The 12,418-nt window shown below is 67.9% G+C and carries 9 protein-coding genes; 4 read left to right on the top strand and 5 right to left on the bottom strand.

The window, feature by feature from the left end; translation table 11 throughout:
• Positions 1-1,275 (bottom strand): EAL domain-containing protein, encoded by a 1,275-nt coding sequence (locus tag CFB41_RS13480; protein WP_089456798.1) that lies wholly within the window; start codon positions 1,273-1,275, stop codon positions 1-3.
• A 192-nt stretch (positions 1,276-1,467) separates the two neighbouring features.
• A complete protein-coding gene (mdtD, locus tag CFB41_RS13475; protein ID WP_089456797.1) occupies positions 1,468-2,904 on the bottom strand; it encodes a multidrug transporter subunit MdtD in 1,437 nt (478 codons plus the stop codon).
• A 220-nt stretch (positions 2,905-3,124) separates the two neighbouring features.
• On the opposite strand from mdtD, the gene CFB41_RS13470 reads away from it, so the two are divergent.
• Both CFB41_RS13470 and CFB41_RS13465 read left to right on the top strand, forming a co-directional pair.
• Positions 3,125-3,448, top strand: a complete 324-nt coding sequence (locus tag CFB41_RS13470) for a DUF2917 domain-containing protein (RefSeq protein WP_089456796.1) — start codon at positions 3,125-3,127, stop codon at positions 3,446-3,448.
• A 457-nt stretch (positions 3,449-3,905) separates the two neighbouring features.
• Entirely contained in the window at positions 3,906-5,297 is a 1,392-nt protein-coding gene (locus CFB41_RS13465) for a CoA transferase (protein WP_089456795.1), read from the top strand.
• Positions 5,298-5,325: 28 nt separating this feature from the next.
• On the opposite strand, the gene CFB41_RS13460 is transcribed toward CFB41_RS13465, so the two are convergent.
• A complete protein-coding gene (locus tag CFB41_RS13460) occupies positions 5,326-6,072 on the bottom strand; it encodes a GntR family transcriptional regulator (RefSeq protein ID WP_089440857.1) in 747 nt (248 codons plus the stop codon).
• Between the two features lie 166 nt (positions 6,073-6,238).
• Here CFB41_RS13460 and CFB41_RS13455 point away from each other — a divergent pair, with 166 nt between their 5' ends.
• Together CFB41_RS13455 and CFB41_RS38935 are read left to right on the top strand one after the other, a co-directional pair.
• Positions 6,239-7,084, top strand: coding sequence for an aldo/keto reductase (locus CFB41_RS13455; protein ID WP_089456794.1), 846 nt, complete (start codon positions 6,239-6,241; stop codon positions 7,082-7,084).
• Between the two features lie 60 nt (positions 7,085-7,144).
• Positions 7,145-8,554 (top strand): hypothetical protein, encoded by a 1,410-nt coding sequence (locus CFB41_RS38935; protein ID WP_179250037.1) that lies wholly within the window; start codon positions 7,145-7,147, stop codon positions 8,552-8,554.
• A gap of 478 nt (positions 8,555-9,032) precedes the next feature.
• On the opposite strand, the gene CFB41_RS13445 is transcribed toward CFB41_RS38935, so the two are convergent.
• Both CFB41_RS13445 and fusA read right to left on the bottom strand, forming a co-directional pair.
• Positions 9,033-10,043 (bottom strand): HoxN/HupN/NixA family nickel/cobalt transporter, encoded by a 1,011-nt coding sequence (locus CFB41_RS13445; RefSeq protein ID WP_179250035.1) that lies wholly within the window; start codon positions 10,041-10,043, stop codon positions 9,033-9,035.
• Between the two features lie 161 nt (positions 10,044-10,204).
• The gene (gene fusA, locus CFB41_RS13440) at positions 10,205-12,316 is read right to left on the bottom strand and encodes an elongation factor G (protein WP_089440853.1); all 2,112 of its coding nucleotides are present in this window, start codon (positions 12,314-12,316) and stop codon (positions 10,205-10,207) included.
• Positions 12,317-12,418: the final 102 nt, after the last annotated feature.

Below are 12,418 nucleotides of genomic sequence, written 5' to 3'. Positions count from 1 at the left end.
TCATTCGCGGTTGAGTGCCGCTTCCCAGTTGATGTCGACGCAGAGCACCTGCATGCCGGTCGCGACCGGCGCGGCGATCGACGCGGTCACGCACAGGTGCGCCTCGTTGATCGACAGGTAGGGCGCCGTCAGGTGCACGCGTCCCGGCGCGCGCATCGCGTCGATGAAGTACGGGCGGCGTTCCCAGCTTGCCCCTTCGGAATGCAGCAGCGGCCGGAAGCGCTTCGCGCGCTGCGAGACGCTGCCGCGCGCGAGCACGTTGTCGCCGATCTGGCGCCCCGATGCATCGAGCAGGAAGCAGCGTGCGGTCTCGGGCAGCCCGAGCACGGCCGCGGCTGCGTCGGTCAGCGTTTCTCCCGCGACGAGCTTCTGGCTTGCTTCCTCGAGCGCCGCGACGTACGGCGCGAGCCGTTCCGCCTGCGTGCGCTCGCGTTTCGCGACGCGCAGTCGCAACGCGGCCGACAGCGTATCCATGCAGCCCGCGGCGGCCTGCGGCTGCACCGGTTCGACGCTCGGCCCCGCGAAGTACTGACCCTGCACGAAATCGACGTCGCACTCCAGTGCGATCAGCGCGTCGCGTTCGGTCGCGAGCCCGCCCATCAGCACGAGCTGACCGGATTCATGCAGCAGCGACACGAGCCCCGGCAGCACGCGTTCGAGATGTGAGTGCTCGCTCGCCTGCGCGAGGATGCCGCGGTCGAGCGTGACGATGTCGGGATGCAGGTGCCACACGCGGTCGATATTCGAATGCTTCGCGCCGAACCCGACCAGCGCGATCAGGAAGCCGGCCTTGCGCAGCCCGTCGACGATCGCCGCGTAGCGCGGCGTCTCGCCGCCCGCCTGTTCGGGCACCTCGAGCACGACGCGATGCGGCGGCAGCCCGAGCGCCTTCAGGTTCGCGAGCATTGCGTCGCTGTAGACGGTGTCCATCAGCGCGGCCGGGTGCAGGCTCAGGAAGAGCCATTCGTCGTGGCTGTCGAAGGCGTGGAAGTTGCCGAGATGCAGCGATTCGGCGAGCCGGCCGAGCTCAAGCAGGTCACCGCGCCGCGCCGCCTGCGTGAACACCTCGTGCGACGCCACCTGGCGTTTTTCCTCGTCGTGCGCACGCAACGACGCGTGATAGCCGATCGCGCGGCGGTGCGACACCGAGAAAACGGGCTGGAACACGCTGAACACGGTGTAGCCGCCGTACAGCACGGTGCGCCGGTTCCCGTCGTCGCCCGCGACGGGGCGGGGCGGCTGAAAGCCGGGGGGATCGATTTCGATCATGCTCATGATGTCGGCCGAAGGAGGACTGCCAGTTTACCTAGAGAATAGGCGAGCAAGAAGCGTGCACGGCATCGTACCCCGTGCGGCGGCGCGTCGCGGCCAAGCTCCGCGGGGCATTACCGGTGTTTCAGATGCGCCTCGCAGGGCCGCGCTGCACCGTGATGGTGCGCGCCGACCCGGTTCGGCGCGCACCCCGCATCACGCGCGCTCGGACGGGTCGGTCTTGCGCGCGGTGCTGCGGATCTCGGGCGCGAGCTGCGCGAAGATCCACGCGGAAGCCGCCGTGATGATCCCGACGCAGATGAACGTCGCATGGAACGCCGGCAGCGTGTTGCTCGGCGTCACGGTGCGCAGCATGCCCGTGAACGTGGCGAGCAGCGCGCCTGCGACCGTGACGCCGAGGCTCATCGACAGCATCTGCACGAGCGAGAACAGGCTGTTGCCGCTGCTCGCGCCGCCCGTGCCGAGATCCTTCAGCGTCAGCGTGTTCATCGCGGTGAACTGCATCGAGTTGAAGCCGCCGAACAGCGCGAGATGCACGACCTTCACCCAGACGGGCACCGTGTCGCGCATCAGCGCGAAGCTCACCATCATCACGCCGACCATGATCGTGTTCGCGAGCAGCACCTTGCGGTAGCCGTGCCGCGTGATCAGGCCCGTGATGATCCGCTTCGAGAACATCCCGGCGGCGGCCACCGGCAGCATCATCAGCCCGGCCTCGAACGCCGAGTAGCCGAGACTCACCTGCAGCAGCAGCGGGATCAGGTACGGCATCGCGCCACTGCCGATTCGCGCGAACAGGTTGCCGAGCAGCCCGACGCTGAAGGTATGGATCCGGAACAGCTCCAATGAAAAGATCGGTTGCGGCGCGCGCACCGCATACAGCCCGTACGCGACGAAGCACGCGAGGCTCAGGATCAGCAGCACGAGCACGGCCGCGTGCTGCATCCCGAGATCGGCGAGCCCGTCGAGCGACAGCGAGATCGCGACCATGCCGATCGTCAGCAGCAGGTAGCCCTTCAGGTCGAAGCGGCCGACGGCCGGGTTGCGCGAATCGGGCATCGAATAGAAGGTCGCGATGCAGCCCGCGACGCCGACCGGCACGTTGATCAGGAAGATCCAGTGCCACGACGCGATCTTCACGAGCCAGCCGCCGAGCGTCGGCCCGATCAGCGGGCCGATCAGGCCGGGAATCGCGACGAACGACAGCGCGGCCAGGTAGCGCTCGGCCGGAAAGGTACGCAGCACCGCGAGCCGTCCGACCGGCAGCAGCATCGCGCCGCCGACCCCCTGCACGACGCGGAACGCGACGAGCTGAGTCAGCGTATGCGCATTCGCGCACAGCAGCGAGCCGAGCGAGAACACCAGGATCGCGCTGAAGAACACGCGCCGCGTGCCGAAGGTATCGGCGAGCCAGCCCGAGACCGGGATCATCACCGCCATCGTCAGCGAGTACGCGATCACGACCGACTGCATCCGCAGCGGCGATTCGCCGAGGCTCGCGGCCATCGACGGCAGCGCCGTGTTCACGATGGTCGCATCGAGCGTCTGCATGAAGAAGCCCGTTGCGACGAGCCAGAGCATCACGGTGAGGTTCTTTTCGCCGGGGGCGGCGGCAGGCGGACGCTGGAACATGGGGGCGGGAGGGTGGCGCGGGACAGCCGACATTGTAGGGAAAGCCGTCGCGTCGTGCCGGTTCGGCGCAAGGACGGCGCGACGTCCGCCGACAGGCGCCTCCCGTCCCTGTCGATCGGCCAGTACAGTTCGGCCAAAAGTGTCTGCATCCGTATCTGTCCGTGTGCTGCCACTGTCCGAAATACTGATGCCATCGGATCCGTGCGACCAGGAGGCTGCCATGCGCGAACTGCGACTTTATGTGATCGATGGCGACGAGCCGGCCGGTCGGTGGCGGATCGTCGATCGCACCTCGCTGGAGGTGGCCGACGGCGAGGTCTGGGTGACGATCGAGGGCTTGCCCGATGATCACTGGCTTGGCGCCGGGGCTGCGCTGATGCTGACGCCCGGCATGCGCGTATGGGTCAGCGCGGGGTCGCAGGGTGCGACGTTCGCGTTCGGTCCGCTCGAAGTGCCGGCAAGGCGAGCCGCGCAGGCGTGGTGGAGGCCGCTCGTCGCGTGGCGAGGCGGCCGGCGCCATGCGGCCGTATCGCTGCCGACTTAACGCGCCCGGCGCGGGATCAGCGTTCGGTCCGGGCAGTGTTCGAGCGCATGCGTGATCCAGCCGGCCGTGTGGTCATGCGACGATCTGCGATCTGCATGATCCGCGAGTCCGGCTCTGGTACGTCCCGGTCGAGCGAGCATTCGCCGCTCGCGCGGGAGCGTTTCGCGTCGGCACGGCAGCATGCGGGCAGCCGCACTCGATTCGCGTGAGGGTCGCGGTACCCGGTTGCGCGATCCGGTAGTGAGCGCAGCAGGTCGCGGTTCACACATGCAGGGGTTCACGCCGGTATCGAGGATACCGGCAGGTTTCCTGCGCAATGGAAGGTGTGAGGTCGGCCGTTTCCGCCGGAACGCGGGGAATACGACCGTGCGCGATGTGCGGATTCACGCAATCAGGATTGCTCGCGACTGCCGCCAATCCTAGACTCGATGTTGTCTTCTTCACCGCTCATTCCGCCATGACCCCCGAACTTGCTTTGGCGCATCTGTGGCGGCTCGCACACGGCGACCCCGGCGCGCTCGCCCGTGCGACCGTAACGGGGCAGGACCCGACGTTGCCTTCGACCTTCCGGGTCGGCACGCTGGCCGCGGCGACGATCGCGGCAGCCGGGCTCGCGGCGGCCGAATGCCACCGGCTTCGCACGGGCGTCGCGCAATCCGTCGACGTATCGGTGCGCGATGCACTCATCGCCTTCCGCAGCGAACGCTACCTGCGCGTGGACGAGGGTCCGCCGCCGGAGTTGCGTCATCCGGTGACGGGCTTCTTCGAGACGGGCGACGGACGCTGGATCCAGCTGCACGCTAACTTCCCGCATCACCTGAGCGGCATTCTCGACGTACTCGGCTGCGGCGCGCAGCGGGACGATGTCGCCGCGGCGATCCGCACGTGGGACGGTGCGGCACTCGATACCGCGCTGGCCGACGCCGGGCTGTGCGCCGCATTGATCAGAACACCTGACGAGTGGGCGTCGCTCGAGCAAGCGCGCGCGATCGCGTCGCTGCCGCTGTTCGAGATCGAGCGGATCGGCGATGCGCCGCTCGAGCGGATCGGTCGCGGCGAAGCCGGCCAGCCGCTCACGGGTGTGCGCGTGCTCGATCTCACGCGCATCATCGCGGGGCCGGTCGCGGGCCGCACGCTGGCGTCACATGGCGCGCAGACGCTGCTCGTCAACGGCCCGCACCTGCCGAACATCGCGCCGCTCGTGATCGACAACGGGCGCGGCAAGCGTTCGACGTGGATCGACCTGCGCGATGCGGCCGGTGTCGATACGCTGCACGCGCTCGTGCGCGATGCGGACGTGTTCCTGCAGTCGTACCGCCCCGGCGCGCTCGCGGCCCGCGGATTCGCGCCGCACGCGTTGGCGGAGCGGAGGCCCGGCATCGTGTACGTGTCGATCTCGGCGTACGGACATGCGGGGCCGTGGGCGCAGCGGCGCGGCTTCGATAGCCTCGTGCAGTCGGCGAGCGGGATCGCATCGCAGGAGCAGCAGGCCGCGCACGCGGACGCGCCGCGCCACCTGCCGTGCCAGGCGCTCGATCACGCAACGGGGTATCTCGCGGCGTTCGGTGCGATGATCGCGCTCGCGCGGCGGGCGAGCGAAGGCGGAAGCTGGCACGTGCGGCTGTCGCTCGCGCAGACGGGACGCTGGCTGCAGTCGTTCGGCAACGTGCCGGATGGCCTGGGTGCGCCCGATCTCGCGGCCGCCGACGTGCGCGACCGGCTCGACCGCGTCGCATCGCCGTTCGGCATGCTCGATACCGTGCGACCGGCCGAGTGCCTGTCGGCCACGCCGCCGGCGTTCGAGCGGCCGCCCGTGCCGCCCGGCACCGACGTCGCGCGCTGGCTGTAAGCGGTAAGCGGTGGCCGCGCGGTCGGCGTTACTTGCGCAGCTCGACGACGAAGTCGTAGTAATCGTTGCGGCAGTAGGTATCGGTCAGTTCGATCGCGCGCTGGTCCGACGTATAGCCGATCCGCGTGATCAGCAGCAGCGCGTCGTGCGGAGCGATGCCCATCTGTTCGGCGATTTCGTCGGTCGCGTTGACCGCGCGGAAATGCTGCAGCGCGCGCACGATCGGCGTGCCGCGCGCTTCGAGATAGCTGTACAGCGAACCGCCGATCGCCTGCGGATCGGGAATCAGCGTCGCGGGGAACGTCGAGTTCTCGACGGCCATCACGATGCCGTCGGCGAGGCGCAGGCGTTTCAGGCGTGTAACGGATGCAGCCGGCGACAGTCCGAGCTGGATCACTTCGTCGCGGTTCGCCGGCTGAATTTCGCGTGCGAGCCATTGCGAACTCGGCTTGAAGCCGCGGCGCTCGAGCATTTCGCTGAAGCTCGACAGTCGCGACAGCGGATCCTCGTAGCGCGGCTGGATGAAGTTGCCGGCGCCCTGCGTGCGGCGAATCAGGCCCTGCTCGACGAGCAGCGCGATCGCCTTGCGTGCGGTGATGCGCGACACGCCGAGCGCATCGGACAGCACGCGCTCGGAGGGCAATGCCTCGCCGGCTGTCCAGCGGTTGTCGTGGATCGCGTCGCCGAGCTTGCGGGCGAGCTGCAGGTACAGCGGCGTGTCGTTGTCCGGGTCGGGGCGCAGGTCCTGCCACCGGTCGTCCGTGGGTGCCTTCATGGAATGGGTATCGATCAGGTTGCGGCCATTCTAAGTCATCATGCGGTGCCGTTATAGCCGGTTTTTGCCGTGCAATAGGCCGTCGGCCTGCCGATTGACTACACTGACACGTCGTATTCCATGCTTCGGCCGCGCTGCGCGGCCACGAACCCGCAACGAGGAACGCATGACAGACACGATCGCCACGGTCGTCCTGCCGGACGGCGAGACGATTCCGAAGCTCGGTCAGGGCACCTGGGAAATGGGTGAGCGGCCGGCCCGCCGAGCGGACGAGATCGCCGCGCTGCGCGAAGGCATCGAACTCGGGATGACGCTGGTCGATACGGCCGAGATGTACGGCGACGGCGCGACCGAGGAGCTGGTCGGCGAAGCACTCGCGGGTTTGCGCGACGACGTGTTCCTCGTCAGCAAGGTCTATCCGCACCATGCGAGCCGGCGCGGCGTCGTTGCCGCGTGCGATGCGAGCCTCAAGCGCCTGCGCACCGATCATCTCGATCTGTACCTGCTGCACTGGCGCGGCTCGGTGCCGCTCGAGGAGACGGTCGAGGGCTTCGAGGCGCTGCAGCGCGCGGGCAAGATTCGTCGCTGGGGCGTGAGCAACTTCGATACGGCCGATATGGAGGAACTCGTCGACGACGCGGGCGGCGGTGCCTGCGCGACCAACCAGATCCTCTACAACATCGCGCGGCGCGGCCCGGAATTCGACCTGCTGCCCTGGCTCGCCGATCACCGGATGCCGGCGATGGCGTACAGCCCGGTCGACCATGGGCGGCTGCCGAAACGTTCGCCGCTCGACGAGATCGCGCGGCTGCGCGGCGTGTCGGTGATGCGCGTCGCGCTGGCATGGGTGCTCGCGCAGCCGGGCGTATTCGCGATCCCGAAGGCATCGAGGATCGAGCACGTGCGCGACAATCGCGCCGCGCTCGATTTCGTCTTCAGCGATGACGAGCGCGCGCAGCTTGACGCGTATTTCCGTCCGCCGCGCAGCAAGCGCGCGCTCGAGATGCTCTGACGGCATCCGGTCAGGCAACGTGCCCGGTCAGTGGTTGCCTCCGGACGAGCCGCCGTTGCCGTGACCGCCGCCATTGCCGTTGCCGGTACCGTGGCCATTGCCGACACCGTTGGGCCCGCCATTGCCGGCGCCACCGCTGCCGTTGCCATTGCCGTTGCCGCCGCCATCGCCGTGGCCACCGTTGCCTTCGCCGTTGCCCGAGCCGCCGTTGCCACCGCCATTGCCTTGACCACCGTTGCCATGGCCGCCACTGTCGCCGTGGCCACCGCCGTCGCCATGGCCACCACCGTTGCCGTGGCCACCACCGTCGCCGTGACCACCACCGTCGCCGTGACCACCGCCGTTGCCGTGACCACCGCCGTTGCCGTGGCTACCGCCGTCGCCATGGCCGCCACCGTCGCCGTGGCCACCACCGTCGCCGTGACCACCGCCGTCGCCATGACCGCCGCCGTCGCCGTGACCACCACCGTTGCCATGGCCACCACCGTCGCCGTGGCCACCGCCGTCGCCGTGGCCACCGCCGTCGCCGTGGCCACCGCCGTCGCCATGGCCACCACCGTTGCCGTGGCCGCCACCGTCGCCGTGACCACCGCCGTCGCCGTGACCGCCACCGTTGCCATGGCCGCCACCGTCGCCGTGACCTCCACCATCGCCATGGCCACCACCGTCGCCGTGACCACCACCGTTGCCATGGCCACCACCGTCGCCGTGACCACCACCGTCGCCGTGACCACCGCCGTTGCCGTGGCCACCGCCGTCGCCATGGCCGCCACCGTCGCCGTGGCCACCGCCGTCGCCGTGACCACCGCCGTCGCCATGGCCGCCACCATCGCCGTGACCTCCACCGTCGCCATGGCCACCGTCGTCGCCGTGGCCACCACCATCGCCGTGACCACCGCCGTCACCATCGCCACCGCCTCCGTGTCCGCCATGGCCTCCGCCGCCGGAAGTGCCGCCGCCCGAAGTGCCGCCACCCGAAGTACCGCCACCGGAAGTGCCGCCGCCGGAAGTGCCGCCACCGGAAGTACCGCCACCCGAAGTACCGCCACCCGAAGTACCGCCACCGGAAGTGCCGCCGCCGGAAGTACCACCACCCGAAGTGCCGCCCCCCGAAGTACCGCCACCGGAAGTACCGCCACCGGAAGTACCGCCACCGGAAGTACCGCCACCCGAAGTACCACCACCCGAAGTGCCGCCACCACCGGAACTACCGTTACCACCGTTGCCGGACGAGTTGCCTCCGCGACCCGTGCCGCTCGTCCCGCCGGACGTTCCGCCTGTCGTTCCACCGACACCTGCAGGTCCGACGGCACCGTTGCCGTTATTTCCCCCGCCACCGTTGCCGCTGCCACTACCGTTGGCCGGCCCAGGGCTGCCGCTACCATTGCTGCTCGGGCCGGCCCCGTTCCCGCCGATACCATGACCGGCATAGACCTGCACCGCACACCCAGCCGGATTGGCTGCGCATGACGTAGCGTCCGCGACCAGCGTCATGATGGTGTCCGCGCCGGCGTTCGCGCCGGGCGCGGAATCAGGCGTGGTGGTTTGTGCGACGGCATACGAGCAGCAGCACGCAAACGCGGCCGCGGCCAGCAAGGTCGCACGAGGGCACCGTCCCGCCGGACGGGACGGTTGTTTCGTCTTATGCATGATGGCCTCCCCTTGCGCGCGACGCCTCGTTGCCGCGCGGCTAGCTACGTGTAGTGCAGGGAGCCATAAAAGATTCGTTATCCTATCGGTGACCGATTGCCTTGGGGCCGGCGCTTGACGCCAGCCGCGAACGCGGATCGGCACGCGGGCCCGCCGTGCGAATCCCTATGTGCGAGATTCGTGCCATCGGCCGCTTGTGCCCGTCGCGCAAGGCGCGTGCGGACACGCGACGCACGCACGCAGCATCGTCGGGGGGATTTTGTTTCCGGAATGAAACGTCCGGGCATTCGCGCGTGGCTCAGCGGGCCGGCGCATCGGCCGCGCGCTGCCAGCGGTGGAACAGGATCGACGCGATCCAGCACACGAGGAACAGCGCGACGATGCCGTAGCCGATCGAGCCGAAGCGTTCGCCGAGCGCATCGAGCGTGTCGCGCACGGGGCCCGTCAGCGCCAGCTTGTCGGCCAGCAGGCCGGCTGCCTCGATCCCGCCGATCGCCAGTGCGACGGCCGCCGACACGAACGTGATGCTCGCGTTGTAGAGCAGCTTGCGCTGCGGATCGTCCATCGCCCAGCCGTACGCATGAATCATCAGCACGTTGTCGGTCGAGTCGATCAGCGTCATGCCGGCGGTGAAAAGCGCGGGAAACAGCATGACCGTATAGACCGGCAGCCCCTGGCTTGCCTGCGCGGCGGCGATCGCGAGCAGGCCGATTTCGGTTGCAGTATCGAAACCGAGCCCGAACAGCACGCCGACCGGATACATGTGCCAGCTCTTCGACACGAACCGGAACAGCGGACGCAGCAGCCGGGACACGAGCCCGGCAGGGCGGTGCACATGCGCGGCATCGTGTGCATGCCCGTGCGTGCCGCGATAACGTCGCCACACGTCGCGCAGGATCATCAGGTTCACGCACGCGAGCACGAGCAGGAAGGTGGCCGACACCGCCGTGCCGATCGTGCCGCCGATCTCGCGGAATGCGTCGAACCGGTCGCGCAGCGCGAACGCGGTCAGCGCGATGCCGAGCGTCGCGGCGATCACGATCGTCGAATGGCCGAGCGAGAAGAACAGGCCGACGCTCACCGGACGCTGGCCGTCCTGCATCAGCTTGCGCGTGGCAACGTCGATCGCGGCGATGTGATCGGCGTCGACTGCATGGCGCAGCCCGAGCCCGTACGCGATCGCCGCGGTGCCGAGTAGCAGCGGATGGTCGCGCAGCACCGCGAGCGCCCACAGCCACACGGCGACGTTCGCGGCGATCAGGCCGGCGTAGAGCATCAGCAGGCGGCGCAGGGCAGGGGTGGGCGGCATCGGGCGGGTTCCATCTGACGAATCGCGGTCCATTGTGGCATGTGAAAAAAATGCCGGCGATCAAAAAGCCGCAATCGCGGCAGCGAGCGCCGAATGAAAAAAGGCCCGTCCGGAACCGGACGGGCCTTGCCTGCAAGCAGCAGCGCTTGAGCGCGCCGCGCTTACTTCACTTTCGCGCTGATCACGCCTTCCGACACGTTCGCCGGCGTTTCCGCGTAGTGCTTGAACTCCATCGTGTACGTCGCGCGGCCCTGCGTGGCCGAACGCAGCGACGTCGAATAGCCGAACATCTCCGCGAGCGGCACTTCGGCGCGCACGAGCTTGCCGCCGCCGCCCGCGATGTCCTCCATCCCCTGCACGATGCCACGCCGGCTCGACAGGTCGCCCATCACGTTGCCCATGAAATCCTCGGGCGTCTCGACCTCGACGGCCATCATCGGCTCGAGCAGCACGGGCTTCGCGCGGCGCATCGCTTCCTTGAACGCCATCGAGCCGGCCATCCGGAACGCGTTTTCGTTCGAGTCGACGTCGTGGTACGAGCCGAACGTCAGGTGAACCTTCACGTCGACGACCGGGTAGCCCGCGAGCACGCCGCTCTTCAGCGTCTCGGTGATGCCCTTGTCGACGGCCGGGATGAATTCGCGCGGAATCACGCCGCCCTTGATCTCGTCGAGGAACTCGTAGCCCTTGCCGGGGTTCGGCTCGAGCGTGATCACCGCGTGGCCGTACTGGCCGCGACCACCCGACTGCTTGACGAACTTGCCCTCGACGTCGGACGCCGTCGTGCGCACCGTCTCGCGATACGCGACCTGCGGCTTGCCGACCGTCGCCTCGACGCCGAATTCGCGCTTCATCCGGTCGACCAGGATTTCGAGGTGAAGCTCGCCCATCCCCGAGATGATCGTCTGGCCGGATTCTTCGTCGGTCTGCACGCGGAACGACGGATCTTCCTGCGCGAGGCGGTTCAGCGCCAGGCCCATCTTTTCCTGGTCGGCCTTCGTCTTCGGCTCGACGGCCTGCGAGATCACCGGCTCCGGGAATTCCATCTTCTCGAGGATGATCGGCTTCGCCGGATCGCACAGCGTGTCGCCGGTGGTCGCTTCCTTCAGGCCGACGGCCGCCGCGATGTCGCCTGCGCGCACTTCCTTGATTTCCTTGCGCTCGTTCGCGTGCATCTGCAGGATCCGGCCGAGCCGTTCCTTCTTGTCCTTGGTCGCGTTGAGCACGGTGTCGCCCGATTCGACCACACCCGAATACACGCGGAAGAAGATCAGCTGGCCGACGAACGGGTCGGTCATGATCTTGAACGCGAGCGACGAGAACGGCTCGTCATCGCTCGGATGGCGTTCCGCCGGCTTTTCCGGATCGGCGAAGTCGTGGCCGAGAATGGCCGGCACGTCGACCGGCGACGGCAGGTAGTCGATCACCGCATCGAGCATCGCCTGCACGCCCTTGTTCTTGAACGCGCTGCCGCACAGCATCGGCACGATCTCGTTTGCGATCGTGCGCTTGCGCAGCGCGGCCTTGATCTCGTCCTCGGTCAGCGATTCATGGTCGTGCAGGTACTTCTCGAGCAGTTCCTCGCTCGCTTCCGCCGCGGCCTCGACCATCTTTTCGCGCCATTCGTGTGCGAGCTCGACGAGGTTCGCCGGGATGTCCTCGTACGAGAACTTCACGCCCTGGCTTTCGTCGTCCCACACGATCGCCTTCATCTTCACGAGATCGACGACGCCCTGGAAATGATCTTCCGCGCCGATCGGAATCTGGATCGGCACGGCGACGCCTTTCAGGCGCTCGCCGATCTGCTTCTGCACGCGGAAGAAATCGGCGCCGATGCGGTCCATCTTGTTGACGAACGCGATGCGCGGCACCTTGTACTTGTTGGCCTGGCGCCAGACGGTTTCGGACTGCGGCTGCACGCCGCCGACCGAGTCGTAGACCATGCACGCGCCGTCGAGCACGCGCATCGAGCGCTCGACTTCAATGGTGAAGTCGACGTGCCCGGGCGTGTCGATGATGTTGATCCGGTGCTCAGGATAGTTGCCGGCCATGCCCTTCCAGAAGGCCGTGGTCGCGGCCGACGTGATCGTGATGCCGCGTTCCTGCTCCTGCTCCATCCAGTCCATCGTGGCCGCGCCGTCGTGCACTTCACCGATCTTGTGGCTCACACCGGTGTAAAACAGGATGCGCTCGGTCGTCGTGGTTTTGCCGGCATCGATGTGAGCGCTGATCCCGATATTTCGATAGCGCTCGATGGGGGTTTTGCGGGGCACGTGAACCTCCTTAGGTTCGGATGTAAGCGGGCCGACAGTGGCGGCCCGGGCTGGACAAGCGAGACTTAAAGCATAGCGCTTGCGCGTGGCTTTTGCAGATGC

Origin of the sequence: Burkholderia sp. AU33803, from assembly GCF_002223095.1 — a bacterium.
In the GTDB taxonomy this organism is placed as follows: domain Bacteria; phylum Pseudomonadota; class Gammaproteobacteria; order Burkholderiales; family Burkholderiaceae; genus Burkholderia.
The sequence above is the reverse complement of the archived record's forward strand: the minus strand, read 5'-3'. Positions and strand labels throughout refer to the sequence as shown.